We start from the raw sequence: 24,763 nt of genomic DNA, 5'->3' as shown, positions 1-24,763 counted from the left end.
ATGGATCTGGGACTGCGCGGCAAGCATGCGCTGGTATGCGGCGCCAGCAAGGGCCTGGGCTTTGCCTGCGCCGACGCGCTGGCGGCCGAGGGCGTTGACGTGGTGATCGTGGCGCGCGGCGCCGAGGCGCTGGAAAAGGCCGCCGCCGGCCTGCGCGCGCGCCATGGCCGCCGCGTGATCGCGGTGGCGACCGATATCACCACGCCCGAAGGCCGCAAGGCGGCGCTGGACGCCGTGGCCAAGCTGGGCGATCTCGACATCCTGGTCAATAACGCCGGCGGTCCGCCGCCGGGCAACTTCCGCGACTGGGAGCGCAGCGACTGGCTGGCCGCGCTGGACGCCAACATGCTGACCCCGATCGAGCTGATCAAGGCCACCGTCGACGGCATGATCGCGCGCCAGTGGGGCCGCATCATCAATATCACCAGCGGGGCGGTCAAGGCGCCGATCGATGTGCTGGGCCTGTCCAATGGCGCGCGCTCGGGCCTGACCGGCTTTGTCGCGGGCGTGGCGCGCGAAGTGGCGCAGCATGGCGTGACCATCAACAACCTGCTGCCGGGTCCGTTCAACACCGACCGCCTGCTCAAGACCATGGAAGGCGGGGCCAGGAAGGCTGGCCTGACCGTCGATGAGGTGGCGCAGCGCCGCGCCGCGGCGAACCCGTCGCGCCGCTTCGGCGAGCCGGCCGAGTTCGGCGCCACCTGCGCCTTCCTGTGCAGCCGCCATGCCGGCTACATCACCGGGCAGAACATCCTGCTCGATGGCGGCGCCTACCCGGGCACCTTCTGATCCCGCTGCTTTCTCTTGTTTCCTGACGCTCACCGACCCCGCAACAAGGAACCCCTGATGACTCGCCCCCGTATCGCGCTGATCGCCCACGACCACAAGAAGGACGATATCGTCGCCTTCGCCACGCGCCACCGCGCCTTCCTTTCGCAGTGCGAGCTGCTGGCCACCGGCACCACCGGCGGGCGCCTGATCGACGAGGTCGGGCTGGAGGTGACGCGCATGCTGTCGGGGCCGTGGGGCGGCGACCTGCAGATCGGCGCGCAGCTGGCGGTAGGCCAGGTGCGCGCCGTGGTGTTCCTGCGCGACCCGATGACGCCGCAGCCGCATGAACCCGATATCAACGCGCTGGTGCGCGCCTGCGACGTGCACAACGTGCCGTGCGCCACCAACGTGGCCACCGCCGAGTTGTTGATCGCCGGGCTGACGCGCGAGGCTGAAGCCGGCAACTGAATTCCCATCGATGCATCACCATAACGAGGAGCGACACAGATGAGCAAAGCCATCCGGATCGAGCAGACCGGCGGTCCCGAAGTCATGCAGTGGGTCGATGTCCAGGTGGGCGACCCCGGTCCCGGCCAGGTGCGCGTGCGCCATGAGGCGGTGGGCCTGAACTACATCGATGTCTATTTCCGCACCGGGCTGTACAAGCAGCCGCTGCCGGGCGGGCTGGGCATGGAAGGCGCCGGCGTGGTCGAAGCGGTGGGCGAGGGCGTGCGCCACGTCGCCGTGGGCGACCGCGTGGCCTACGCCGGCCGCCCCACCGGCGCCTATGCGCAGGTGCGCGTGATGCCGGCCGATATCGTGGTGCGGCTGCCCGATGCGATCCCGTTCGACACCGCCGCGGCGATGATGCTGCAGGGCCTGACCGCGCAGTATCTGATCCGCGACAGCTACAAGGTGCAGCCGGGCGACACGGTGCTGCTGCATGCGGCCGCCGGCGGCGTTGGCCTGATTGCCAGCCAGTGGCTCAAGGCGCTGGGCGTGACCGTGATCGGCACCGTCGGCAGCGACGAGAAGGCCGAGCTGGCGCGCGCCAACGGCTGCGCCCACACCATCGTCTACACGCGCGAGTCGTTCGTGGAGCGGGTCAGGGAGATCACCAACGGCAAGGGCGTGCCGGCGGTCTATGACTCGATCGGCAGGGACACCTTCCAGGGTTCGCTCGACTGCCTGGCGCCGCGCGGCACCATGGTCAGCTTCGGCAACGCCTCGGGCCCGGTGCCGCCGTTCGACCTGTCGGTGCTGAGCAGCAAGGGGTCGCTGCGGCTGACGCGCCCGACGCTGATGACCTACGTGGTGAATCGCGAGCTGCTGGAGCCGATGGTGGCCGACCTGTTCGACGCCGTGGCCACCGGCAAGGTGAAGATCGACATCCGCCAGCGTTACGCGCTGTCGGAGGTGGCGCAGGCACACCGCGACCTGGAATCGCGCAAGACCACCGGCTCGACCATCCTGCTGCCGAACTGAGCGATAGCCAGGCAGGCAAGCTAAAGCCCCGGAGCGGCAGGTGCCGCCCCGGGGCTTTTTTTATTGAACGGTGCCGTCAGTGCGGCCGGACCGTGGTGGCAGTGGCGCGCCTCTGTGCCTGGCGCAGGATATGCGGCGGCAGGCGCTTCAGGATCAGGTGCACCGCGAGCGGAATCAGCACCACGTCATCGACGATGCCCAGGCCCGCGACCACGTCGGGGATCAGGTCGATCGGCGAGATCGCATAGAGCAGCAGCCCGAAGGCAGCGGGCTTGAGCCACGGCGGCGCATCCGGGTGGCGCAGCGCGTACCAGAACAGGCGGCCGTCGCTACGAACCAGCGTCCACAGGGCCGAAAATCGCTTCCACATGAGAGGCCTCCTTCACATTGCGGGCGCCGGTCACTGGCGCATGCACAGATAGCTTGGGCCGTTATCGGCGGCTTCAAGTTCCGCAAGGTAGGGGCGGTGCGGGGAGGGTCCCGGAAAGGGCGGCAGGGCTGGGAATTGTGGCGATTCCGCCCCCGCGCGGCGGAGGCGGGCGCCGCGCACCATCACCGGCGCGCGGCTGGGCTGCGTGGCGATCAGCCCGGGATCTTGCCTTCCACGCCTTCGACGTAGAACTTCACGCCGTGCAGGAAACCGTCGTCGGCCACCTGGTCCTTGGCCAGCTGTTCCTTGCCGGTGTTGTCCTTGATCGGACCCTTCCAGATCGGCGCGCTGCCGTCGGCGATGCCCTTCTTGCGCGCTTCGACCAGCGCCTTGACCTCAGCCGGCACGTCCGCGTTGAAGCCCTTCAGGTCGATCATGCCTTCCTTCAGGCCCCACCACGTGGTGCTGTTTTTCCACTGCTTGCTCAGCACGTCTTCCACCACCTTGTTGTAGTAGACGCCCCAGGAGATCACCGACGCGGCCAGGTGGGCCTTGTCGCCGAACTTGCTCATGTCGCTGTCCCAGCCAAAGGCGTGCACGCCCTTTTCCTGCGCGGTCTGCACCACGGCGGCGGAGTCGGTGTTCTGCATCAGCATGTCAACGCCCTGGCCGATCAGCGTGGTCGCGGCTTCGCGCTCCTTGCCCGGATCGAACCACTTGTTGACCCACACCACCTTGACCGTGGCCTTGGGGTTGACGCTGCGCGCGCCCAGCGTGAACGAGTCGATATTGCGGATCACCTCGGGGATGGGCACCGATGCCACCACGCCCATCTTGCCGGTCTTGCTCATCTTGCCGGCGACCACGCCCGCCAGGTAGGCGCCCTCATAGGTGCGCACGTCGTACTGGGCCAGGTTCTCGGCGGTCTTGAAGCCGGTGGCGTGCTCGAACTTCACGTCCGGGAATTCCTTGGCGACCTTGAGCATCGACTCCATGTAGCCGAAGGTGGTGCCGAAGATCAGCTTGTTGCCCTGGCTGGCCAGGTCGCGGAACACGCGCTCGGCGTCGGCGGCGGATTCGGGCACGTTCTCGACGAAGGTGGTCTTGACCTTGTCGCCGAACTTCTCTTCCACGGCCTTGCGCCCGGTGTCATGCGCGAAGGTCCAGCCGGCATCGCCGACCGGCCCGATATAGACGAAGGCGACCTTGAGCGGCTCGGCCTTTTGCTCGGCTGCGGGCGCGGAGGCGGGGGCCGCCGTCTCGGCAGGCTTCTCGGCCTCTTTCTTGCCGCAGCCCGCCAGGGCCAGCACGGCGGTGGCGGCCAGGGCCGCCAGGGTCTTCCTGCGCGTGACGATCATGATTTCTCCTTGTGATGAATTGTTGGTAGCTCAGGGATTTCCGTCAAAAAAAGCTCGAGACTCAGGCATTGCCGGGCCGGAACGGCTTGCCCAGCGAGGCCGGCATGTTCAGCCGGATCCAGGCCGGATTGCGCGAGATCAGTGCCAGCACCACGATGGTGGCCGCGTAGGGCAGCATCGACAGGAACTGCGACGGCACCGACACGCCGATCCCTTGCAGGTAGAACTGCAGGATGGTCACGCCGCCAAAGAGCCACGCCCCCACCAGCACGCGGCCCGGCCGCCAGGTGGCGAAGGTGGTCAGCGCCAGCGCGATCCAGCCGCGGCCGGCGACCAGGTTCTCGACCCACATCGGCGTGTACACCAGCGACAGGTAGGCGCCGGCCAGCCCGCAGCAGGCACCGCCGAACAGCAGTGCGCCAAAGCGGATGGTGCGCACCGGGTAGCCCAGCGCGTGCGCCGATTCCGGCGCTTCGCCGATCGCGCGCAGCGTCAGCCCTGCGCGCGTGCGGAACAGGAACCACATGATGGCGAAGCACAGCAGCAGGCTGAAATAAACCATCCAGTGATGCTGGAAGAAGGCCGGCCCGAAGAAGGGCAGGTCGGCCAGGCCGGGCACGGCCTTGGCCTGCGCCGGCATGGCATGGCCGACGAAGCGCTGGCCCATGAACGCCGACAGCCCGGTGCCGAAGATCGACAGCGCCAGGCCGGTGGCGACCTGGTTGGTGGCCAGCACCAGCGCCAGCCATGAGAACAGCGTGGCCATCAGCATGCCGGCGAGCGCGCCGGCGGCAAAGCCGAGCAGCGGCGACTGGGTCTGATAGCCGACCATGAAGCCGGCCACCGCCGCGACCAGCATCATGCCTTCGGCGCCCAGGTTGAGCACGCCCGAGCGTTCGTTGATCAGCAGGCCGAGCGCGGCCAGCAGCAGCGGCGTGCCCGCGTTGATGGCGGTGGCGATGAGGGGAGCGAGTTGTTCCATATTGTTCCGTAGCTCGGCTCAGGCCGTGGTGGCGCGCCAGCGCAGGCGGTTTTCGATGAGCGTGTCGCAGGCCAGCAGGAAGAACAGCAGCATGCCCTGGAACACCCAGCCAAGGGCTGATGGCAGGCCCAGGCGCGACTGCGCCATCTCGCCGCCGATATAGAACAGCGACATCATGATGCCGCCGAAGACCGTGCCGACCGGATGCAGCCGGCCAATAAAGGCGACGATGATGGCGGTGAAGCCGTAGCCCGGCGAGATCGACGGCAGCAGCTGGCCGATCGGGCCGGTCACTTCGAACGCGCCCGCCAGGCCCGCGGTGGCGCCCGAGATCAGCAGCGCGCTCCACAGCGCGCTGCGCGCCGAGAAACCCGCGTAGCGAGCCGCCGCCGGTGCGGTGCCGCCCACCTGCAGGCGGTAGCCGGCAAAGCTGCGGAACACGAACACCGTCATCACCGCCACCAGCACCAGCATCACCACAAAGCCGGCGTGCAGGCGCGAACCCGACATCAGGTTGGGCAGCAGGTACTCGGACGAGAACACCTTCGACTGCGGGAAGTTCATGCCGTTGGGATCCTTCAGCGGCCCGTTAACCACCCATAGCAGCAGCTGCTGCGCGATATAGGTGAGCATCAGCGAAACCAGGATCTCGTTGGCGTTGAACCTGTCCTTGAGCACCGCCGTGAGCGAGGCCCACAGCATGCCGCCGATCATGCCGGCCAATGAGGCCAGCACCAGCACCACGGTGCCGTTCATGGCCTGGCCCGGCACATCGAAATAAAGCACGGTGGCGCCGGCGCAGATGCCGCCGGCAACCAGCTGCCCGTCGGCGCCGATATTCCACACGTTGGCGCGGTAGCACACCGACAGGCCGAGTGCGCACAGCACCAGCGGCACGGTCTTGAGCAGCACCTCGCCGATGGCGCGCTGGTCGCGCAGCGGATCGGCCAGGAACACCTTGAGCGCGGCCACGGGATCCTTGCCGAGCGCCAGGAACAGCAGCGCGCCGAACAAGAGCGTCAGCGCCAGTGCGATCACCGGCGAGGCATAGGCCATCGTGCGCGAGGGCAGGCCACGCGGCGCCAGTGAGAGGGGGGAGCGGGGCAGCAGTTGTCGCACATCAGCCATGGCTTGCCACCTCCGCGCCGGATTGCGCCTGGGCGGGTCCGCCTTCCCACAGTCCGCTCATCCACAGGCCGACCTGCTCGCGCGTGGCGGTCTCGGTCGGCACCGAAGGCGACAACCGGCCCTTGGCGATCACGTGCAGCCGGTCGCAGATCGCGAACAGCTCATCGAGCTCTTCCGACACCACCAGGATGGCGCAGCCGGTGGCCTTCAGCGCCAGGATCTCGTTGTGGATCTGCGCGGCGGCGCCCACGTCCACGCCCCAGGTCGGTTGTGCCACGATCAGTACCTTCGGGCCGCTTTCGATCTCGCGGCCGACAATGAATTTCTGCAGGTTGCCGCCCGACAGGCTGCGCGCCAGCGCCTGCGGCCCGCTGGCCTTGACGCGGAAGCGGCTGATCACCGCCGCGGCCAGTCCGGTGGCGGCCTTGGGCGAGATCATGCCTTGCTGCACATAGGGCGGCGTCTGGTGCGACAGCAGGATATTGGTGGCCAGGCTCATGCCCGGCACCGCGCCGCGGCCCAGGCGCTCTTCCGGCACGAAGGCCAGGCCCGCGCGGCGGCGCTGGCGCGCATCGAGCCGGCCGACGGGCTTGCCGCCAAGCTGCACGGACGTGTTGTCCGCGCGCGTGTCTTCGCCGGACAGAGCGGCCAGCAGTTCCTGCTGCCCGTTGCCGGACACGCCGGCGATGCCGACGATCTCGCCGGCATGGACATCCAGCGAAATCCGGCTCAGCTCGGTCGCGAAGGCATGCGCGCGCGGCAGCGCCAGGCCCTGCACGCTGAGCCGCACCGCGCCGCGTTCGGCAGCCACGCGCGTCTCGCGCGGGGGCTCGCCGCCGATCATCAGGCGCGACAGCGACGCCGCGGTTTCCTGGCGCGGATCGCACACGCCGGTGACCTTGCCCATGCGCATCACGGTGGCCTGATGGCACAGCGCGCGGATCTCGTCGAGTTTATGGCTGATGTAGAGGATGCTGGTGCCTTCGGCGGCCAGCTGGCGCAGCGTGACGAAGAGCGTTTCCACCGCCTGCGGGGTCAGCACCGAGGTGGGCTCGTCCAGGATCAGCAGCTGCGGATTGGCCAGCAGCGCGCGCACGATTTCCACGCGCTGGCGCTCGCCGACCGACAGCGTATGCACATGGCGGTTCGGCTCCAGCGGCAGCCCGTAGCGCTCGGCGGTAGCACGGATGCGCTCGGCCAGCTGCTTGATGTTGCCTTGCTGTCCCGCGGGCAGGCCGAGCGCGATGTTCTCGGTCACGGTCAGCGTGTCGAACAGCGAGAAATGCTGGAACACCATGGCGATGCCCAGGTTGCGGGCGTCGTGCGGGCTGTTGATGCTGACCGGCGCCCCGTTGAAGTGCATCTCGCCGGCATCCGGACGGACCGCGCCAAAGATAATCTTCATCAGGGTGGACTTGCCTGCGCCGTTTTCACCCAGCACGGCATGAATCTCGCCGGGAGCGACGCTGAGGCTGACGTCGTCATTGGCGACGACGCCCGGGTAGCGCTTGCTGATATGGGCCAGCGCCAGCCTGGGAGGGAGTTGTGATGTCACTGAGGCGGCTCGGGTTGTGGTGGTGGCAGCAACGTGGGATGAGTCAACGGCGCGGCAGTGCGTGGCGCAGCATCGCCGCGACGCATTGCAGCATTCATCATGGTTTGGTGATGCCCGATATTGGTGATGGATTATATAAGTGACGGGGGGCCGGGCGGGCCGATTCCGGCGTCATTCCAGTCCCTGCAACGGTTTGGGGGTGGTTGCAAGTCGCGTGCCGACGACAGCACGAAAAAAAGCCGCCGGCTCCTTGCGGGAGCCAGCGGCTGGACTGGCGCGGCAGCGGCGGGCGGGCCAGGGCGGCTGCTCGCAGGCTGGACTCAGGCGTCGATGGCGGCGGCGCTGGTGGCGAAGCGCCCGTCGCGGAAGTCCGCCAGCGTCTGGTAGATCTGCTCCTGCGTGTTCATCACGAACGGCCCGTACTGCGCGATCGGCTCGTTCAGCGGCTGGCCCGCGATCAGCAGGAAGCGCGCGTCGGCCTCGGCCCTGACGATGACGCCGTCAGAGTGGCCGGCGTTGTCCAGCACGCCCATGCGCTGGGCCTCGACCACGGCGCGGTCGTCGCCGCTGCCGATCGAGACCTCGCCCCGGTACACGTAGACGAACGCGTTGTGCCCGGCCGGCAGCGTCTGCGCAAAGGTCTGGCCGGCCGGCAGGTGCACGTCCAGGTAGACCGGCTCGGTCACCGGGCGCGTGATCGCGCCGGCCACGCCGTGCGTGGCGCCCGCCAGCACGCGCACCGCGCCGCCGTTTTCCAGCGCGACCGTCGGGATCTCGGCGGCGGGCAGGTCGCGGTACCACGGCGCGGTCATCTTGTCCGCGGCCGGCAGGTTCAGCCACAGCTGGAAGCCTTCCATGCGGCCGTCTTCCTGCTCAGGCATTTCCGAGTGGACCACGCCGGCGCCCGCCACCATCCACTGCGCACCGCCATTCTGCAGCAGGCCTTCGTTGCCGGCGCTGTCGCGATGGCGCATGCGCCCGGCCAGCATGTAGGTGATGGTCTCGAAGCCGCGGTGCGGGTGGTCGGGGAAGCCGCCGATGTAGTCGTCCTTGCTGTCGGTGCCGAAGGCATCGAGCATCAGGAACGGGTCCAGCCGGCGCTGCAGGTTCTGCGTCAGCACGCGGGTCAGCTTGACGCCGGCGCCGTCCGAGGTGGCGATGCCCCGCACGACGCGGTCCACGGCGCGCGAGCGTTGCACGGTTTCCGCGGCGGCGGCGGGAACGGTGGCAAGTGGGGTGGTACGGGTGTCCATGTCTTTCTCCTGTGGGCGGGGCCCGCGCGGCAAGGGCCAGGCCGGGTTCCCGTCGTTTCAGCTACCTCGTCAATTTAGTGGTTTGGCGGAGAAAGAGTAGAGGGGCGCCGGGCAACAGATTGTTCTGCTGGCGTGACAATAAGCCGTACTTGTTGTGGCGAATTCAGAACAATGTGGGCTGTCGCGGTGTGGCACTTAATGCATGCCTTGCATGCCTGCCCAATGCCCTCAATTCGCGCCAGATCGCCGCAGGAAGGCCGTAAGAAAGCGGGAAGATGACAAGATCGATGAAGATCGCTATAATAGCGCTCTCTTTGTCATCCGTTGAGGCGAAATGCGGGGCGGGTAAAACCTCGCCAGCCCTTGCCAGTCAACGGCCGATGGACCGGCGGCGCGTCGGAAAACTTCAACACTGCGCTGCCACTGGCCAACCGATCGCAACACGCTTGCGTCGCCGGTTGCGCCGCTTCAGGGACTGCCATCCAACCCGGCATCCCGTCAATCGGACTTCCCGCCCACGGCGGAGGAATCCACAGACCGTCCGCCGGCAATCGTGCCGGTCATGGCGGCAATGCAATCTGAACCGGGCCTGGTGGCGCTCCATCTCCGCACGCACCAGCCCATATTGTTTTCCATTGCCGGGAAGTGGCGTGCTGCGCGCTTTTCGGTTTCGGAAAAGGGGAGAGTATGTCAAAGCACTCGGCGCGGGCCTTCGCCTGGGCAGGACTGACGCTTGCCGCGCTGGCCGCACTGGTGGCATGGATCGGCGTCGATGTGATCCGCCAGTACCAGGAGCGCCTGGTTTACGACGTGGCCGATCACCTGCGCCTGGTGGTGCTGTCCATGGCGCTGGCGCTGGCCACCGGCATCCCGGCCGGCATCGCGCTGAGCCGCCCGTGCATGCGCCGCTGGGCCGACCGCCTGATGCAGGTCTTCAACGTGGGCAACACTGTGCCGTCGCTGGCGGTGCTGGCCCTGGCCCTGGCCGTGCTCGGCATCGGCGAGCGGCCCGCCATCCTGGCGCTGTGGCTGGCCTCGCTGCTGCCGATCGTGCGCAACACCTACGAAGGCCTGCGCAATGTCTCGCCCACGCTGCTGGAAGCGGCGCGCGGCATTGGCATGACGCCGGTGCAACGCCTGGTGCGCGTGGAACTGCCCAACGCGCTGCCGGTGATGCTGGCCGGCATCCGCATCGCCCTGGTCATCAACGTGGGCACGGTGCCGCTGTCGTTCCTGATCGGCGCCAACAGCCTGGGCGAGCTGATCTTCCCGGGCATCTACCTGAACAACCAGCCGCTGCTGCTGCTGGGCGCTGCCGCCACGGCGCTGCTGGCGCTGGCACTGGACGCGCTCTTTGCCGCCTCCGGCCAGCTGTACCTGCGCCGCCGCGGCCTGGCGCGCTGACCTTGGGGACCGAAATGGAAAACCAGATGCAATTCATCCGCCGCCGTGCCCGGCGTGTCGCCATGGTGGTGGCTGCCGTCACCGCGCTTGCGGCGGGCCTGGCGCTGGCCACTGCGCCTGAAGCGCATGCCGAGGCCACGCCGATCCGCGTGGGCGGCAAGAACTTCACCGAGCAGCTGCTGCTGTCGTCGATGACTTCGAAGTACCTGCGCGCCAAGGGCCTCACCACTGAACTGACCGCCGGCCTGGGCAGCACGCTGATGCGCCAGGCGATGGAGAGCAACCAGCTCGACGTGGTGTGGGACTACACCGGCACCGCGCTGATCGTGTTCAACAAGGTCCAGGAAAAGCTGGGCGCCAAGGAAAGCTACGAGCGCGTCAGGCAGATGGACGGCGCGCGCGGGCTGGTGTGGCTCGATGCCTCGAACATCAACAACACCTATGCGTTGGCGATGCCGAAGGAACGCGCAGCGGCCAGCGGCGTGACCACGCTGTCGGGCTTTGCCGGGCAGATGCGCCGCGCCGGTCCCGACGCCAGCCACCCGTTTGCGGTCGACATGGAATTCGCCGCGCGCCCGGACGGGCTGGAGCCGCTGAAGGCGCTATACAAGCTGCCGTTCTCGCGCCGCGACGTGATCCAGCTCGATCCGGGGCTGGTCTACACCGCACTGAAGAACAACCAGGTCGAGCTGGGCCTGGTCTATGCCACCGACGGCCGCGTCAAGGGTTTCGACCTGGTGCTGCTGGAAGACGACCTGCATTTCTTCCCGCCTTACAACGCCGTGCCGGTGGTGCGCAAGCCGGTGCTGGACCAGCACCCGGAGCTGGCGGGCCTGCTCAACGCGCTGGCGGCCAAGCTCGACAACGAGAGCATGACCGACATGAACTACAAGGTGGACATCGGCCAGCAGCCGGTGGACAAGGTCGCGGAGGACTTCCTGCGCAGCCACGGACTGATCTGAGGAGGGCCGCATGGACTTGTTCTCTTACCTGCAGCACAGCTGGCCCACGCTGCTGAAGATGACCGGCGAGCACCTGGCGCTGGTGGGCTCGGCCGTGGGGCTGGCGATCCTGATCGGGGTGCCGCTGGGCATCGTGATCACGCGCTTCCGGGCGCTGGCCACGCCGCTGCTGGCGCTGGCCACGATCGTGCTGACGTTGCCGTCGATCGCGCTGTTCGGGCTGATGATCCCGGTCTTTGCGCGCTTCGGCCATGCGCTGGGCTACGTGCCCGCGGTGACGGCGGTGTTCCTCTACTCGCTGCTGCCGATCATGCGCAACACCTACACCGCGCTGGCCAATGTCGACCCCGGCATCCAGGAAGCGGGCCGCGGCATCGGCATGACCACCTGGCAACGGATGCGGCTGGTGGACCTGCCGCTGGCGGTGCCGGTGATCCTTGGCGGGGTGCGTACCGCCGTGGTGATGAATATCGGGGTTGCCACCATTGCCGCCATCATCGGCGCGGGTGGCCTTGGGGTGCTGATCCTGCAGGCGATCAGCCAGAGCAACATGAGCAAGCTGGCCGTGGGCGCGGTCCTGGTCAGCCTGCTCGCCATCGTGGCGGACGCCTTCCTGCAGTGGCTGCAGCGGGCGCTGACGCCAAAAGGAATCCGGCTATGATCGAACTCGACCAACTCACCAAGTCCTTCCCGCAGAAAGACGGCACTGAAACGCGCGCCGTCGACGCCGTGTCGCTGACGGTGCCGCGCGGCGAGATCTGCGTCTTCCTCGGCCCCTCGGGCTGCGGCAAGACCACCACGCTGAAGATGATCAACCGGCTGATCGAGCCGACCTCGGGCACGGTGCGCATCGAGGGCGAGGACACGCGCGGCCTTGATGGCGTGACCCTGCGCCGCAAGATCGGCTATGTGATCCAGCAGATCGGCCTGTTCCCCAACATGACCATCGAAGAGAACATCATGGTGGTGCCGCGCATGCTCGGCTGGGACAAGAAGCAGTGCCGCGAGCGCGCGCGTGAACTGATGGCGATGGTGCAGCTCGATCCCAACCGGCTGCTGTCGCGCTATCCGCGCGAGCTGTCCGGGGGCCAGCAGCAGCGCATCGGCGTGATCCGCGCGCTGGCGGCCGACGCGCCGCTGCTGCTGATGGACGAGCCCTTCGGCGCGGTCGACCCGATCAACCGCGAGAGCATCCAGAACGAATTCCTGCAGATGCAGCGCCAGCTCGGCAAGACCGTGATCATGGTCTCGCACGACATCGATGAGGCGATCAAGCTGGCCGACAAGGTGGCGGTGTTCCGCCGCGGCAAGCTGGTGCAGTTCGACCACCCCGACGCACTGCTGGCACATCCGGCCGATGAGTTCGTGCAGGCCTTCGTCGGCCATGACAATACCCTCAAGCGCCTGCTGCTGGTGCGCGCCGGCGACGCCGCCACCATGCCGCCGAGCTGCCGCCCCGACATGCCGCTGGCCGAGGCGCTGGCCGTGATGGACGATGCCGACGTGCGGCACCTGCCGGTGGTTGACGACGCGCAGGTCGCGCTGGGCTACGTCACGCGCCGCGATGCGCGCTCGGGCCAGGGCCAGTGCTGCGACGTGATGCGCCCGTTCGCCGTCACCGCGGCCTTCGACGAGCACCTGCGCATCGTGCTGTCGCGCATGTACCAGCACAACACCAGCTGGCTGCCGGTGATGGGTGCGGACGGCGCCTACCTGGGCGAGGTCACGCAGGAATCGATCGCCGGGTACCTGAGTTCGGGGCGTTCGCGCGGGCAGGCCGGGGCGCTGGCCGCCAGCGCGGCAGCGCCGCTGCGCGTGGCGGCCTGAGGACCGCACCAGGCTGCAGCAGGGCGGCGTCCGCGCTATGCTAGGTGCATGCTCCGCTATTGCCGCTCGCCCCTGTGCCTGGTCGTCGAAACCCGCTGGCTGGTCCCGCGCGGGTTTGACGGCTTCACGCCCGGTCCGCTGATCCTGCTGCGCCCCGGCGCCAGCCAGGCGCTGATCGAGCATGAGAAGGTGCATGTGCGCCAGTTCTGGCGCAGCTGGGGCCTGATGGGCGTGCTTTACCTGGCCAGCCGGCGCTGGCGCCTGCGCTATGAAGTGGAGGCGTACCGCGTGCAGCTGCGGCATAGCCCGCCGGGCGCGGCGCACGGCCTGGCGCGCGTGCTGTCGTGTAAGTACCGGCTTAAGATTTCAGAAGCCGAGGCGTACCGCCTGCTGACGCAAGACCTGCACGGCGATGCCGAATGAAAACGGCCCGCACCAGTCACTGGCGCGGGCCGTTTGCTTTGTCTGGCGGAAGCGGTGAGATTCGAACTCACGGATGGGTCACCCCATCGGCAGTTTTCAAGACTGCTGCCTTAAACCACTCGGCCACGCTTCCTGGAAAGTGCGGGCATTGTAGCGCGAAAGGGCATGGGCCCCGCGCGCTGCCGCCTGCAGACCTGACGGTCAGGCCGCGCATTATACAAGGCTCGCGTGGATCGATGGTGGTCTTGTGTTGTGGCACGCAAGCGCGCGTAAACTTCCTGCCACATCCACTGCCGCGGATGTCAGCGTCTGTCTGACATTACGGAACCTTCACATGCCGGCATCGCTCATATTGTCGGGCCGGATGGCGCGGTGTGTACCGCATCCCCGGCTTTTGCCTGGCAACAGAGGAGAACTCAAAATGCGAATCCATAGCAAGAAATGGCTGATTATTCCGGTGGCCGCAGCGGCTGTGCTGGCCGGTTGTGCCGCGCCGTATGACAGCGGCTACAACACCGGCTATAACGCCCCGCCTCCGGGGTACCAGACTCCCAACACCTCGCAAGCCCCGGCTGGCACGGTGTACTACGGCCGTGTGGAATCGATTGAACCGATCACCAACACGCAAAACAGCTCGGGCCTGCTTGGCACCGTGATCGGCGGTGCGGCCGGCGGCCTGCTGGGCCACCAGATCGGCGGCGGGCGCGGGCAGACCGCGGCGACCATCGGCGGGGCCGTGGTCGGCGCCGTGGCCGGCAACCAGATCGAGAAGCGCGCGGGCAGCAATACGCAGACCGTGTACCGCGTCAACGTGCGCCTGGATGATGGCCGCATGGCCACGGTGACCCAGTCAAGCCTGGGCAACCTGCAGGTGGGCATGCGGGCGCGCGTGGCCAACGACATGGCAACGCCGTACTGATAGGCCAGCCTGACGTTTGCCAGCATGTAAAGGGGCCACGCGATGCGTGGCCCTTTTTTTGTGCCGGTGCACGGCGGCGCTCAGTCCTTCAGGAACATCTCCTGCAGGTCGTTGAGGAAGCGCCGGCCCAGCTCGGTGGGGCGGATGGTGGTCAGGTCCGCTTCCAGCAGCCCTTTCTTTTCCGCTTCGGCCAGCTGCTTGCTGATGGTATGCAGCGGCAGCCCGGTGTAGTCGTGGAAGCTCGATGCCGGCACGCCGCCGGTCAGGCGCAGGGCGTTGAGCATGAACTCGAACGGCAGCTCGTCGGCGCCGACATCGCGCGCTTCCTGCACGGCATTGCCGGCCAGCGCCCGCTCCATGTAGGTGGCCGGATGCTTGTGCCGCATCTGGCGCAGTATCCGATGCGGGAACGAGAGCTTGCCGTGCGCGCCGGCGCCGATGCCGAGGTAGTCGCCGAAGCGCCAGTAGTTCAGGTTGTGGCGCGCCTCGCGATGCGGCTTGGCATACGCCGAAGTTTCGTAGTGCCGGTAGCCGGCCTCGGCCGTGCGCGCTTCAATCCAGTCCTGCATCTCGTACGCGCTGTCGTCGTCCGGCAGCGCGGGCGGGAACCTGGCGAACAGCGTGTTGGGCTCCAGCGTCAGGTGGTACAGCGACAGGTGCGTGGTGCCGTATGACAGCGCGGCTTCCACATCCTGCCGGCATTCGTCCAGCGTCTGGCCGGGCAGGGCGTACATCAGGTCCAGGTTGATGTTGTCGAAGCTGGCCTGGGCGATGTCGATCGCCTTGCGCGCTTCGGCACCGCCGTGGATGCGGCCGAGCGCCTGCAGGTGCCGGTCGTTGAAGCTCTGGATGCCGATTGACAGCCGGTTGATGCCGCTGGCGCGGTAGCTGGCGAACTTGTCGGCCTCGAAGGTGCCGGGGTTGGCCTCCATCGTGATCTCGGCGTCGGCATCCAGCGGCAGCAGCGCGCGGATATCCGACAGCAGCCGGTCCATGCCTGCTGCCGACAGCAGGCTGGGCGTGCCGCCGCCGATAAAGACCGTATGCACCGGGCGGCCCCAGACCAGCGGCAGCGATTGCTCCAGGTCCGCGCGCAGCGCGTCCAGGTAGATGTCTTCCGGGATCTCGTGGTTGTCGGCGCCGGGTGCGGCGTGCGAGTTGAAATCGCAATACGGGCACTTGCGCACGCACCAGGGGATATGCACGTACAGCGACAGCGGCGGCGAGCCGGGCAGGCTGATCTGCCCGGGCTTGAGCCAGAGCTGCTTGCTGTCCATGGGCACGGACGCGGAGGCCGGTACGATCGGGATCATCGGGTGGTGGCTTTAGTGGCTTCGGCGGCCTCGGCCTGCAGCCGTGCCACCAGCGCGCGCAGCGCCTGCGCCCGGTGGCTGACCGTGTTCTTCTCTTCGGGCGACAGTTCGGCGGCGGTCTTGCCCAGGCCCGGCAGCAGGAAGTGCGGGTCGTAGCCAAAGCCGCCCGCGCCGCGCGGCGCGTCGACGACCTCGCCGTGCCAGAGGCCTTCGGCAATGATCGGGCAGGGGTCTTCGGCGTGGCGCACGAACACCAGCACGCAGTAGTAGTGCGCGTGGCGGTTCAGCTTGCCGGCCAGTTGCGAGACCAGGTGCGCATTGTTGGCGGCATCCGACCTGGCCTGCCCGGCCATCTGCGCATAGCGCGCGGAATAGACGCCGGGCGCGCCGTCCAGCGCCTGCACGCAGATGCCGGAGTCGTCCGCCAGCGCGGGCAGCCCGGCCAGCCGGCTGGCGTGGCGGGCCTTGGCCAGCGCGTTCTCGACGAAGGTGGCAAAGGGCTCTTCGGCCTCAGGAATGCCCAGTTCGCCCTGGGGCACCACGTCAAAGCCGAGCGGGGCCAGCAGCGCGCCGAATTCGAGCAGCTTGCCGGCGTTGTTGGAAGCCAGTACCAGCCGTTGCATCGCGGACCCCGCTTCTCAGGCCAGGCCGAGCGCTTCGCGCTGGTGCTGCACCAGGCGGGCGATGCCGGCTTCGGCCAGGCGCGTCATGGCGTCCAGGTCGGCGCGGCTGAAGGGCGCGCCTTCGGCGGTGCCCTGCACCTCGACAAAGCCGCCGCTGCCGGTCATGACCACGTTCATGTCGGTGTCGCAGCTGCTGTCCTCGGCGTAGTCCAGGTCCAGCACCGGCACGCCGTCGACCATGCCGACCGAGACCGCGGCAACATGGTCGCGGATCGGGCTGGCGGCGATCAGGCCGTCGCGCAGCATGGTCGAAACCGCGTCATGAGCGGCGACGAAGGCGCCGGTGATGGCCGCGGTGCGGGTGCCGCCGTCGGCCTGCAGCACGTCGCAGTCCAGGTGGATGGTGTATTCGCCCAGCGCCGCCAGGTCGAACACCGAGCGCATGGCGCGGCCGATCAGGCGCTGGATTTCCTGGGTGCGGCCGGTCTGCTTGCCGCGCGCGGCTTCGCGGTCCGAGCGGGTGTGCGTGGCGCGCGGCAGCATGCCGTATTCAGCCGTGACCCAGCCTTCGCCGCTACCCTTCTTGTGCGGCGGCACCTTGGCCAGCACGCTGGCCGTGCATAGCACCTTGGTATCGCCAAAGGCACACAGGACAGAGCCTTCGGCATGGCGGGTGTAGTGGCGGGTAAGGCTGATGGAACGCAGCGCATCGGCTGCGCGGCCGCTGGGTCGCATGGGATGGTTTGTCCGAATCGGGGAGAGACCGTGATTCTAACGCCGCCAGCCCTTGTGCGCTTCTCACCCGGTCCCGGCGTGCGCGGGGACGGGCATTACCGCATCAGGTTGCTGGTCTTGTCGATGGCGGCACGGATCTCGGCGATCGAGCGCTCGATCTCCTCTTCTGACAGCAGGTCGCTGTCAGAGCCGGTGCGCTCCAGGATCGAGGTGGTGAAGGCGTTCAGCGGCAGGGTGTCGGTCATGACCGAATCCTGTCCCGCCGCGTTGCTGTCCAGTTCCCACATCATGGCGATGCCGGTGGTGTTATCGGCACCTTCGCCGGCGTTCTGCAGCGCCTGCTCGATCAGCGCCGGCACCGCCTGCACCACCGACAGGCGCGACAGCTTGTCCACCAGCGCGGGCTCTTCCAGCGCGCCCCACAGGCCGTCGGAGCAGAGCAGGGCCACGTCGCCCGGCTCCAGCCGCACCGGGCCGCCCAGGTCGATCAGCGGCAGGTTGGGCGAGCCCAGGCAGTTGTAGAGCTTGTTGCGTTCCGGGTGGTTGGCCACGTGCATCGGCAGCACGCGCTCCTGCTGCAGCAGGTTCTCGATCTTGGAGTGGTCGCGCGTGCGCGTCAGCAGCCGGCCCTTGCGCAGCAGGTAATAGCGCGAGTCGCCGGCATGGGCCCAGTAGATCTGGCCCTGCTGCACCAGGCAGCACACCACCGTGGTGCGCGGCACGTCCGCCATCTGGTTGGCTTCGGCATAGCGGTGGATCTCGCGGTGGGCCAGCATGATGGTGTCCTGCAGGAACTCGGCCGGGTTGCGCACCGTGGGCCGCGCCTGCACCTGGAACTGGCGCGCCAGCGTCTGCAGCGCCTGCTGCGCGGCGACTTCGCCGTGCGCATGGCCGCCCAGGCCGTCGGCCAGCACCATCAGCAGCGCGTCGCGCGTGAAGCAATAGCCCATGCGGTCCTGGTTGACGCGGCGGCCGCCTTTCCTGCTTTCCTGGTAGACAGAGAATCGCATGTTGGCTTTCAGGGAATTCAGTGGACTGGCCGCAACCGGGGCGCCAGATTTGTGATTCAGTCGATGCCTGCGCCGGGGATGGATTCGTCACGCCGGCGCAGCAGGGTCAGGAAGCGCGAGGTTACCGCGGGCCGCTCCGCCGGCGCCAGGGCCGGGGCTTGCGTCTGCGGCGCCAGCGCCTGCTCGCCCAGGGCGTTGGTCTGCTCGCGCAACTCCTTTTGCAGCCGGAACACGCTCTGCGGGCGCTCGGCCGGCGTCAGCCGCAGGCACCATTCGACCAGGTCCACCAGCCCGTTGGTGTAGCTGTTGCGCAGCCGCGTCAGGGCTTCGCCCATGCGGTCTTCCTTTTCGCGCTGGTTGGCTTCCTGCGGCGGCATGCCGGCCATGCAGGCATAGAGCGTGGCGCCCAGGCTGTAGACATCGGTCCACGGGCCCAGGTCGGAATGCTTGCCATAGAGCTCGGGCGCGGCAAAGCCGGGGGTGTACATCGGCTGGAAGCGGGCCGCTTCCATCGTCAGGGTCTGCCGCGCGGCGCCAAAATCCAGCAGGATCGGGGATTCGTCCTCGCGCAGGTAGATGTTGCCGGGCTTGATGTCCAGGTGCAGCAGCTTGTGGATATGGACCTCGCGCAGGCCGCTCATCAGGTCGTGGAAGACCTTGCGCATGAAATGCTCGCGCAGCACCTTGGGGCCGCCTTGCTGCCGGGCGGCCAGCACGTGCTCCTGCAGCGTCTTGCCCAGCTCGTAGTTCATCACCATATAGACGGTGGAATTCTCGCGAAAGAAATTCACTACGCGCACTACGCTGGGATGGGAGATGCGGGCCAGCGAGCGGCCCTCTTCAAAGAAGTATTTCAGGCCCAGCCGGAACGCGGCGGCGTTTTCCTCGGGCACCACGGGGATGAGTTCGCCCGGGTTGCGCCGCGCCAGCGACGCCGGCAGGTATTCCTTGATGGCAACCGGTGCGCCGGTATCGTCCGTGGCCAGGTAGACGAAACTGAACCCCCCGCTGGCCAACTTCTTTACAATACGATAGTTGGACAACAGCGTGCCGACGGGCAGCGGTGCACTCTTCGGTTGTGTCGTGCCCTTTAGCTCTGTCATGGGAATAGGGACCTGATTTGCCTCCGGATTGTCCGGGCTAATCGGTCACTTGTAAAGAACACAAATAAGGGCATTGTTGCCCTCCTTTCAACGTATTGAGAGCGTCCCCGGGCTCCCGTGCGGGGCGCTCGAGGCGGGCGTGCGCGGGCCGCCAGGAGCCCGGGGCCGCCGCCATTCACGAGAACATCCAATGATCCACAGCATGACAGGCTATGGCCTGGCGACGCGCCAGGCGCCATTGACCAACGCGCAAGGCGAGCCCAGCGGGCGCTCCGCGTCCGTTTCGGTGGAATTCCGCACTGTCAATTCGCGTTTCCTCGACCTGTTGTTCCGGGCCCCGGAAGAGTGCCGCGCCTTCGAGCCGGCCCTGCGCGAGATGCTGATGGCCGAGCTGTCGCGCGGCAAGCTCGAGTGCCGCATCAACCTGCAGCGCACCGACGCCGGCGGCGCCACCCTGGCCCTCAACGAAGGGCTGCTGGCGCAGATCCGCGCGCTGGAAACCACCGTCGCCGCCACCTTCGCCAGCGCCGGAACCCTGCGCATGGGCGAGATCCTGCGCTGGCCGGGCGTGCTGGTCGAGCCGGAACTGTCGCAGGAAGCACTGCGCGAGGCGGTGCTGGGCGCCGCGCGCGAGGCGCTGGACCAGCTGCTGGAAGCCCGCCGCCGCGAAGGCGACGCGCTCAAGGCGACGCTGGTGGAGCGCATCGACGCCATGCTGGCGATCGTCGAGCGCCTGACGCCGACCATCCCGCAGCTGATCGCCCATCACCAGGACAAGCTGACCGAGCGCCTGCAGGAGGCCTTCAACCTGGCCGCGCCCACCGGCATGCCGTCGATGAGCCGCGACGAGATCGCCGAGCGCATCCGCCAGGAAGCCACCGTCTACGGCATCCGCATCGACATCGCCGAAGAGCTGTCGCGGCTGCAGGCGCACCTGAATGAAACCCGTCATATCCTGAAGAAGGGCGGCCAGGCCGGCAAGCGCCTGGATTTCATGATGCAGGAGCTCAACCGCGAGGCCAACACGCTTGGCTCCAAGGCCGCCGCCAAGGAACTGGCCGACGCCTCGATGGAGCTCAAGCTGCTGATCGAGCAGATGCGCGAGCAGGTCCAGAATCTCGAATAAAGACAGCCCCAGGAATCACCGAAGAATCATCATGAGCCCAACGTCTCAATCTGCGCCTCACACGGCCATCGATACCGTCTACCCCGGCAACCTCTTCATGGTGGTGGCGCCGTCCGGAGCCGGCAAATCGACGCTGGTCAACGCGCTGCTGGCGCAGGACCCGGCCATCCGCCTGTCGATCTCGCACACCACGCGCGCACCGCGCCCGGGCGAGCAGGACGGGCGCGAATACCACTTTGTCACGGTCGACGCGTTCCGCGCTGCGCGCGACCGCGGCGACTTCCTGGAATGGGCCGAGGTCCATGGCAACTACTACGCGACCTCGCGCGTGTGGATCGAGCAGCAGATGGCGCAGGGCAACGACGTGCTGCTCGAGATCGACTGGCAGGGCGCGCAACAGGTGCACCAGCGCTTTTCCAACGCGATGGAGATCTTCATCCTGCCGCCGTCGCTGACCGCGCTGGAAGATCGCCTCAAAAAGCGCGGCCAGGACGAGCCCAATGTGATCGTGCGCCGGCTGCTGGCGGCGGGCAGTGAAATGGCCCACGCGTCGGAGTCGGACTACGTCATCATCAACGAGGTCTTCGACGATGCTTTGGAGCAGCTGCGCAATGTGATCAGCGCCACGCGGCTGCGGTTTTCCTCGCAGAAAGCGCGGCATACGGAGCTGTTTATCGAGCTGGGCATCCACTGAGCCGATGCATGCCGATGACAGCCGCGCGGGGCGCCGCCGGCGTTTTCCGCCGCGTGCTGTAAAATAGCAACCCAACGTAAGGTTTTGTCCCAAGGTGGATTTGATATGGCGCGTATTACCGTCGAAGATTGTCTGAAACACATTCCGAATCGTTTCGAGCTCGCGCTGGCGGCCACGTATCGTGCCCGTCAGCTGGTGCAGGGCCACACGCCCAAAGTCGAAGCAAAGGACAAGCCGACCGTGGTGGCACTGCGCGAGATCGCGTCGGGCCAGGTCGGCATCGAGATGCTGAAGAAGGTCCCGACCTGATTGGTCAGGCGGCCCATGGCTTATCCTCGCATCGTGCCAGCACGTATCCAGCCGGATTCCAGGGGCCGCCGCCATGCCTTCGCCGCATTCGCCCTCCAAGCCTCCCTCCCAGCCGTCGCCGACTGCCGTGGCGCCGGCGCTTGGCGATGCGGCTCCGCCTACGGCGCGTAAGCGCACCATTCCGGGCCAGTCCTCCGTGAACGCGCGCACCGGCGCTCCCAATCTTCCCGATCCGCTCGGCGACGATGTCGTCGGCGAACGTGCCGTCGCGCCCGCGCTGGCGCCGGGCAAGGCCAGGGGCGCGGCGCTGCAGGACGAGCTGGCCGCGCTGCAGGATGTGGCGCCGGCGGCTGACAGCCTGTTTATCGACGCAGTGCTGGCGCAGTCATACCGGCACTTCTTCGGCCCGACCTCACAGCCAGCGGTACCGCCGCGCCAGCAGGTCATCTCCATCACCCGGCTGATGGAGAAACTCGCGTACCTGAAAGCGCCCGACCTGGCGCGCGTGCGCGAGGCCTTCCAGTTTTCCGATGAAGCCCACCTGGGCCAGTACCGCCAGAGCGGTGAGCCCTACATCACCCATCCGGTGGCGGTGGCCGAGCTGTGCGCGGACTGGAAGCTGGATGTGCAGTCCATCATGGCGGCGCTGCTGCACGACGTGATGGAAGACCAGGGCATCACCAAGAGCGAGCTGGCCGAGAAATTCGGCCCCAAGGTCGCTGAACTGGTCGATGGCCTGACCAAGCTGGACAAACTTGAATTCCAGAGCCGCGAGCAGGCGCAGGCGGAAAGCTTCCGCAAGATGCTGCTGGCGATGGCGCGCGACGTGCGCGTGATCCTGGTGAAGCTGGCCGACCGTACGCACAACATGCGCACGCTCGACTTCGTGCCGCCGGAGAAGCGCCGCCGCATCGCGCTGGAGACCATGGAGATCTATGCGCCGATCGCGCACCGTCTCGGTCTCAACACGATCTACCGCGAGCTGCAGGAGCTGTCCTTCAAGGTCGGCTCGCCGTTCCGCTACGCCACGCTCGAGAAAGCCGTCAAGGCCGCGCGCGGCAACCGCCGCGAGGTGGTCAAGCGTATCCTGGAAGCCGCGCAGAAGGGACTGGCCGACGCCGGCATCGTGGCCGAACTGTCCGGGCGCGAGAAAACGCTCTACAGCATCTACCGCAAGATGCACGACAAGCAGCTGTCGTTCTCGCAGGTGCTGGACGTATATGGTTTCCGCGTGGTGGTGGAAACGCAGATGCACTGCTACATGGCGATGGGCGCGCTGCACGGGCTGTACAAGCCCATGCCCGGCAAGTTCAAGGACTACATCGCCATCCCCAAGATCAACGGCTACCAGTCGCTGCACACCACGCTGGTGGGACCGTTCGGCACGCCGGTGGAGTTCCAGATCCGCACGCGCGACATGCACCAGATCGCCGAGGCGGGCGTGGCCGCGCACTGGATGTACAAGCACCAGGCCGACCAGGCCAACGATATCCAGCAGCAGGCGCACCAGTGGCTGCAGTCGCTGCTGGACATCCAGAGCCAGACCGGCGATTCGCAGGAATTCCTGGAACACGTCAAGATCGACCTGTTCCCGGATGCGGTCTACGTGTTCACGCCCAAGGGCCATATCCGCGCGCTGCCGCGCGGCGCCACCGCGCTGGACTTTGCCTACGCGGTGCACAGCGACCTGGGCAACCAGTGCGTGGCGGTCAAGATCAACAACGAGCTGCTGCCGCTGCGCACCGAGCTCAAGAGCGGCGATATCGTCGAGGTGGTGACGGCGCCGTACTCCAAGCCCAATCCCGCGTGGCTGTCGTTCGTGCGCACCGGCAAGGCGCGCGCGGCGATCCGCCACTACCTGAAGACCACCAAGCTCGACGAAGCCATCCAGCTCGGCGAGCGCCTGCTGGAACAATCGGCGCGCCAGCTCGGCTTCGAGCTCAAGGCGGTGCCGCAGTCGGTGTGGGACCGCATGGTCCAGTGGACCGGCAACAAGCAGCGCGAAGACATCTTTGCCGACCTGGCATTGGGCCGGCGCGTGCCGGCGGTGGTCGCCAAGCGCATGGAGATCCTGCTGCAGGAACTGTCCGGCGATGTCGACAGCGCGCTGCTGGCGGCGGTGCAGACCTTTGCCGGCGAGGAAGCGCCCGCGGTGCCGATCACCGGCGACGAAGGCATGTCGATGATCTTCTCGGCGTGCTGCCGCCCGATCCCGGGCGATTCGATCGTCGGCTACCTGGGCAAGGGTGAAGGGCTGCAGATCCATGTGCAGGACTGCAAGATCGCCAAGCGCCTGCACAGCAAGGATCCGGAGCACTGGATCGACGTGATGTGGGCCAAGAAGACCACGCGCGCCTTCGATGTGTCGATCAAGGTGATGGTGCGCAACGTCAAGGGCATCGTCGCGCGCGTGGCGGCGGACCTGACCGCCGCCGATGCCAACGTGGCGCACGTGGCCATGGAGCAGCAGGACGCCGGCCACCAGGAAGCCACCTATATGCAGTTCATCATCCAGGTGCAGAACCGCCTGCACCTGGCCAACGTGATGCGCGGGCTGCGCCGCAACCCCGACGTCATCCGCATCTTCCGCGACCGCAACGACGGCTAGGAGGCCGTCTCAGGACGGCCGTACTCTTGTACTGTCTGCGGCGGCACGCCTAGCCAGGGCCGCCCTGAAACGGCCTCCAGGCTATTGTTTCCCCGACGGGTAGCGGACTTCCAGGATATCGATCTGCTCGACCCCGGCCGGCGTGCGCAATGCCACGGTGTCGCCCTCGCGCGCCTTGATCAGCGCCTTGGCGATCGGCGAGATCCAGCTCACGTGGTTGCTGTCCAGGTCGACTTCATCCATGCCGACGATGGTGATGGTGGTTTCTTCGCCGGCGCGATTGGCGTAGGTGACGGTGGCGCCGAAGAAGATCTGGTCGTTGTCGCCCTGCAGGGACGCGTCGACCACTTCCGCCTTGTCGAGGCGGCGCGTCAGGAAGCGGATGCGGCGGTCGATTTCGCGCAGGCGCTTCTTGCCGTAGAGATAGTCGCCATTCTCCGAGCGGTCGCCATTGGAGGCCGCCCACGACACGATCTGCACCACATCGGGCCGGTCGACGTCGATCAGCTGCATCAGCTCATTACGCAGGCGGTTGTAGCCTTCGGCGGTGATGTAGTTCTTGGTGCCGGGAGGTAGCGGCGTTGCGCCTTCGGGGAGATCGTCGTCCTCGTCGCCGGACGACTCTTTGACAAATGCCTTGTTCATGTTCCGGATCACTTCTTGGGTCTGTCATTATAGGAAAACGCCACAGGCGATCCTCGCCGGCGGGCATCTGCTGCGCCCCTTCCAAAGAAAGATCGCAAAAAAGTTGCGAAGGGGCTTCCCAAAAATAAAAACTGGGTTATAATCTTTTTCTCGCGTGCGG

At 67.1% G+C, this 24,763-nt stretch carries 25 protein-coding genes and 1 tRNA gene; 13 read left to right on the top strand and 13 right to left on the bottom strand.

All coding sequences use genetic code 11. The annotated features are described in order from the left end of the window. The 3 genes from A3A5_RS0120385 to A3A5_RS0120375 are packed head-to-tail and all read left to right on the top strand — an operon-like array spanning window position 1 to window position 2,256. Window positions 1–789, top strand: coding sequence for an SDR family oxidoreductase (locus A3A5_RS0120385; protein ID WP_018312375.1), 789 nt, complete (start codon window positions 1–3; stop codon window positions 787–789). Window positions 790–846: 57 nt separating this feature from the next. Further along, window positions 847–1,239 carry a methylglyoxal synthase gene (locus A3A5_RS0120380; RefSeq protein WP_018312374.1) on the top strand — a complete coding sequence of 131 codons (393 nt, stop codon included), beginning with the start codon at window positions 847–849 and terminating at the stop codon, window positions 1,237–1,239. Between the two features lie 39 nt (window positions 1,240–1,278). Continuing rightward, the gene (locus tag A3A5_RS0120375) at window positions 1,279–2,256 is read left to right on the top strand and encodes a quinone oxidoreductase (RefSeq protein WP_018312373.1); all 978 of its coding nucleotides are present in this window, start codon (window positions 1,279–1,281) and stop codon (window positions 2,254–2,256) included. 76 nt (window positions 2,257–2,332) lie between these two features. On the opposite strand, the gene A3A5_RS0120370 is transcribed toward A3A5_RS0120375, so the two are convergent. The 6 genes from A3A5_RS0120370 to A3A5_RS0120345 form a co-directional block, all read right to left on the bottom strand. Further along, window positions 2,333–2,626: a YkvA family protein gene (locus A3A5_RS0120370; protein ID WP_018312372.1), complete on the bottom strand. Its 294-nt coding sequence runs from the start codon at window positions 2,624–2,626 to the stop codon at window positions 2,333–2,335. Between the two features lie 212 nt (window positions 2,627–2,838). Continuing rightward, entirely contained in the window at window positions 2,839–3,984 is a 1,146-nt protein-coding gene (locus A3A5_RS0120365; protein ID WP_018312371.1) for a BMP family ABC transporter substrate-binding protein, read from the bottom strand. Between the two features lie 61 nt (window positions 3,985–4,045). Then, window positions 4,046–4,966 (bottom strand): ABC transporter permease, encoded by a 921-nt coding sequence (locus tag A3A5_RS0120360; RefSeq protein ID WP_018312370.1) that lies wholly within the window; start codon window positions 4,964–4,966, stop codon window positions 4,046–4,048. An 18-nt stretch (window positions 4,967–4,984) separates the two neighbouring features. After that, on the bottom strand, window positions 4,985–6,094 hold the full coding sequence (locus A3A5_RS0120355) for an ABC transporter permease (protein WP_018312369.1): 1,110 nt from the start codon (window positions 6,092–6,094) through the stop codon (window positions 4,985–4,987). After that, window positions 6,087–7,649, bottom strand: coding sequence for an ABC transporter ATP-binding protein (locus A3A5_RS0120350; RefSeq protein WP_018312368.1), 1,563 nt, complete (start codon window positions 7,647–7,649; stop codon window positions 6,087–6,089). Before A3A5_RS0120350 ends, A3A5_RS0120355 begins: the two co-directional genes overlap by 8 nt. Before the next feature lie 320 nt (window positions 7,650–7,969). Continuing rightward, the gene (locus A3A5_RS0120345; protein WP_018312367.1) at window positions 7,970–8,902 is read right to left on the bottom strand and encodes a pirin family protein; all 933 of its coding nucleotides are present in this window, start codon (window positions 8,900–8,902) and stop codon (window positions 7,970–7,972) included. 687 nt (window positions 8,903–9,589) lie between these two features. Here A3A5_RS0120345 and A3A5_RS0120340 point away from each other — a divergent pair. The 5 genes from A3A5_RS0120340 to A3A5_RS0120320 are packed head-to-tail and all read left to right on the top strand — an operon-like array spanning window position 9,590 to window position 13,518. Continuing rightward, window positions 9,590–10,306, top strand: a complete 717-nt coding sequence (locus A3A5_RS0120340) for an ABC transporter permease (protein ID WP_018312366.1) — start codon at window positions 9,590–9,592, stop codon at window positions 10,304–10,306. Window positions 10,307–10,332: 26 nt separating this feature from the next. Further along, on the top strand, window positions 10,333–11,268 hold the full coding sequence (locus A3A5_RS0120335) for a glycine betaine ABC transporter substrate-binding protein (RefSeq protein WP_018312365.1): 936 nt from the start codon (window positions 10,333–10,335) through the stop codon (window positions 11,266–11,268). A gap of 10 nt (window positions 11,269–11,278) precedes the next feature. Next, a complete protein-coding gene (locus A3A5_RS0120330; RefSeq protein ID WP_018312364.1) occupies window positions 11,279–11,929 on the top strand; it encodes an ABC transporter permease in 651 nt (216 codons plus the stop codon). Then, window positions 11,926–13,095 carry a betaine/proline/choline family ABC transporter ATP-binding protein gene (locus tag A3A5_RS0120325; protein WP_018312363.1) on the top strand — a complete coding sequence of 390 codons (1,170 nt, stop codon included), beginning with the start codon at window positions 11,926–11,928 and terminating at the stop codon, window positions 13,093–13,095. Before A3A5_RS0120330 ends, A3A5_RS0120325 begins: the two co-directional genes overlap by 4 nt. Before the next feature lie 48 nt (window positions 13,096–13,143). Beyond that, complete coding sequence (locus A3A5_RS0120320) at window positions 13,144–13,518, top strand: hypothetical protein (protein WP_018312362.1); 375 nt, start codon at window positions 13,144–13,146, stop codon at window positions 13,516–13,518. A gap of 43 nt (window positions 13,519–13,561) precedes the next feature. Here the strand turns inward: A3A5_RS0120320 and A3A5_RS0120315 are convergent. Then, window positions 13,562–13,651, bottom strand: a tRNA-Ser gene (locus tag A3A5_RS0120315). 288 nt (window positions 13,652–13,939) lie between these two features. On the opposite strand from A3A5_RS0120315, the gene A3A5_RS0120310 reads away from it, so the two are divergent. After that, complete coding sequence (locus tag A3A5_RS0120310; protein WP_018312361.1) at window positions 13,940–14,437, top strand: glycine zipper 2TM domain-containing protein; 498 nt, start codon at window positions 13,940–13,942, stop codon at window positions 14,435–14,437. Window positions 14,438–14,517: 80 nt separating this feature from the next. Here the strand turns inward: A3A5_RS0120310 and hemW are convergent, their stop codons facing one another. From hemW to A3A5_RS0120285, 5 genes are all read right to left on the bottom strand, one after another. Further along, window positions 14,518–15,750: a radical SAM family heme chaperone HemW gene (gene hemW / locus A3A5_RS0120305; RefSeq protein ID WP_018312360.1), complete on the bottom strand. Its 1,233-nt coding sequence runs from the start codon at window positions 15,748–15,750 to the stop codon at window positions 14,518–14,520. Next, complete coding sequence (gene rdgB, locus A3A5_RS0120300) at window positions 15,747–16,373, bottom strand: RdgB/HAM1 family non-canonical purine NTP pyrophosphatase (RefSeq protein WP_018312359.1); 627 nt, start codon at window positions 16,371–16,373, stop codon at window positions 15,747–15,749. The genes hemW and rdgB overlap by 4 nt, the downstream gene beginning before the upstream one ends. A 15-nt stretch (window positions 16,374–16,388) precedes the next feature. Then, entirely contained in the window at window positions 16,389–17,108 is a 720-nt protein-coding gene (rph, locus tag A3A5_RS0120295; protein ID WP_018312358.1) for a ribonuclease PH, read from the bottom strand. Window positions 17,109–17,203: 95 nt separating this feature from the next. Next, window positions 17,204–18,118, bottom strand: coding sequence for a PP2C family serine/threonine-protein phosphatase (locus A3A5_RS0120290; RefSeq protein WP_018312357.1), 915 nt, complete (start codon window positions 18,116–18,118; stop codon window positions 17,204–17,206). Between the two features lie 56 nt (window positions 18,119–18,174). After that, window positions 18,175–19,221, bottom strand: coding sequence for a serine/threonine-protein kinase (locus A3A5_RS0120285; protein ID WP_018312356.1), 1,047 nt, complete (start codon window positions 19,219–19,221; stop codon window positions 18,175–18,177). Window positions 19,222–19,411: 190 nt separating this feature from the next. Between A3A5_RS0120285 and A3A5_RS0120280 the strand changes: the two genes are divergently transcribed. From A3A5_RS0120280 to A3A5_RS0120265, 4 genes are all read left to right on the top strand, one after another. Next, window positions 19,412–20,347, top strand: coding sequence for a YicC/YloC family endoribonuclease (locus A3A5_RS0120280; protein ID WP_018312355.1), 936 nt, complete (start codon window positions 19,412–19,414; stop codon window positions 20,345–20,347). Window positions 20,348–20,378: 31 nt separating this feature from the next. Beyond that, entirely contained in the window at window positions 20,379–21,041 is a 663-nt protein-coding gene (gene gmk, locus A3A5_RS0120275) for a guanylate kinase (protein WP_026200945.1), read from the top strand. Between the two features lie 105 nt (window positions 21,042–21,146). Then, window positions 21,147–21,350, top strand: a complete 204-nt coding sequence (gene rpoZ, locus A3A5_RS0120270; RefSeq protein WP_006578656.1) for a DNA-directed RNA polymerase subunit omega — start codon at window positions 21,147–21,149, stop codon at window positions 21,348–21,350. A gap of 196 nt (window positions 21,351–21,546) precedes the next feature. Then, window positions 21,547–23,958, top strand: a complete 2,412-nt coding sequence (locus A3A5_RS0120265) for a bifunctional (p)ppGpp synthetase/guanosine-3',5'-bis(diphosphate) 3'-pyrophosphohydrolase (RefSeq protein WP_026200944.1) — start codon at window positions 21,547–21,549, stop codon at window positions 23,956–23,958. Between the two features lie 81 nt (window positions 23,959–24,039). On the opposite strand, the gene greB is transcribed toward A3A5_RS0120265, so the two are convergent. Next, on the bottom strand, window positions 24,040–24,603 hold the full coding sequence (greB, locus tag A3A5_RS0120260) for a transcription elongation factor GreB (RefSeq protein WP_018312352.1): 564 nt from the start codon (window positions 24,601–24,603) through the stop codon (window positions 24,040–24,042). Window positions 24,604–24,763: the final 160 nt, after the last annotated feature.

This window comes from Cupriavidus sp. UYPR2.512 (genome assembly GCF_000379565.1).
GTDB lineage: Bacteria > Pseudomonadota > Gammaproteobacteria > Burkholderiales > Burkholderiaceae > Cupriavidus.
This window is presented reverse-complemented; position numbering and strand designations above follow the sequence as displayed.

Coding starts and splice junctions, on each gene's coding strand:
- A3A5_RS0120385 (WP_018312375.1), top strand. CDS start 1: ATGGATCTGGGACTGCGCGGCAAGCATGCGCTGGTATGCGGCGCCAGC.
- A3A5_RS0120380 (WP_018312374.1), top strand. CDS start 847: ATGACTCGCCCCCGTATCGCGCTGATCGCCCACGACCACAAGAAGGAC.
- A3A5_RS0120375 (WP_018312373.1), top strand. CDS start 1,279: ATGAGCAAAGCCATCCGGATCGAGCAGACCGGCGGTCCCGAAGTCATG.
- A3A5_RS0120370 (WP_018312372.1), bottom strand. CDS start 2,626: ATGTGGAAGCGATTTTCGGCCCTGTGGACGCTGGTTCGTAGCGACGGC.
- A3A5_RS0120365 (WP_018312371.1), bottom strand. CDS start 3,984: ATGATCGTCACGCGCAGGAAGACCCTGGCGGCCCTGGCCGCCACCGCC.
- A3A5_RS0120360 (WP_018312370.1), bottom strand. CDS start 4,966: ATGGAACAACTCGCTCCCCTCATCGCCACCGCCATCAACGCGGGCACG.
- A3A5_RS0120355 (WP_018312369.1), bottom strand. CDS start 6,094: ATGGCTGATGTGCGACAACTGCTGCCCCGCTCCCCCCTCTCACTGGCG.
- A3A5_RS0120345 (WP_018312367.1), bottom strand. CDS start 8,902: ATGGACACCCGTACCACCCCACTTGCCACCGTTCCCGCCGCCGCCGCG.
- A3A5_RS0120340 (WP_018312366.1), top strand. CDS start 9,590: ATGTCAAAGCACTCGGCGCGGGCCTTCGCCTGGGCAGGACTGACGCTT.
- A3A5_RS0120335 (WP_018312365.1), top strand. CDS start 10,333: ATGCAATTCATCCGCCGCCGTGCCCGGCGTGTCGCCATGGTGGTGGCT.
- A3A5_RS0120330 (WP_018312364.1), top strand. CDS start 11,279: ATGGACTTGTTCTCTTACCTGCAGCACAGCTGGCCCACGCTGCTGAAG.
- A3A5_RS0120325 (WP_018312363.1), top strand. CDS start 11,926: ATGATCGAACTCGACCAACTCACCAAGTCCTTCCCGCAGAAAGACGGC.
- A3A5_RS0120320 (WP_018312362.1), top strand. CDS start 13,144: ATGCTCCGCTATTGCCGCTCGCCCCTGTGCCTGGTCGTCGAAACCCGC.
- A3A5_RS0120310 (WP_018312361.1), top strand. CDS start 13,940: ATGCGAATCCATAGCAAGAAATGGCTGATTATTCCGGTGGCCGCAGCG.
- hemW (WP_018312360.1), bottom strand. CDS start 15,750: ATGATCCCGATCGTACCGGCCTCCGCGTCCGTGCCCATGGACAGCAAG.
- rdgB (WP_018312359.1), bottom strand. CDS start 16,373: ATGCAACGGCTGGTACTGGCTTCCAACAACGCCGGCAAGCTGCTCGAA.
- rph (WP_018312358.1), bottom strand. CDS start 17,108: ATGCGACCCAGCGGCCGCGCAGCCGATGCGCTGCGTTCCATCAGCCTT.
- A3A5_RS0120290 (WP_018312357.1), bottom strand. CDS start 18,118: ATGCGATTCTCTGTCTACCAGGAAAGCAGGAAAGGCGGCCGCCGCGTC.
- A3A5_RS0120285 (WP_018312356.1), bottom strand. CDS start 19,221: ATGACAGAGCTAAAGGGCACGACACAACCGAAGAGTGCACCGCTGCCC.
- A3A5_RS0120280 (WP_018312355.1), top strand. CDS start 19,412: ATGATCCACAGCATGACAGGCTATGGCCTGGCGACGCGCCAGGCGCCA.
- gmk (WP_026200945.1), top strand. CDS start 20,379: ATGAGCCCAACGTCTCAATCTGCGCCTCACACGGCCATCGATACCGTC.
- rpoZ (WP_006578656.1), top strand. CDS start 21,147: ATGGCGCGTATTACCGTCGAAGATTGTCTGAAACACATTCCGAATCGT.
- greB (WP_018312352.1), bottom strand. CDS start 24,603: ATGAACAAGGCATTTGTCAAAGAGTCGTCCGGCGACGAGGACGACGAT.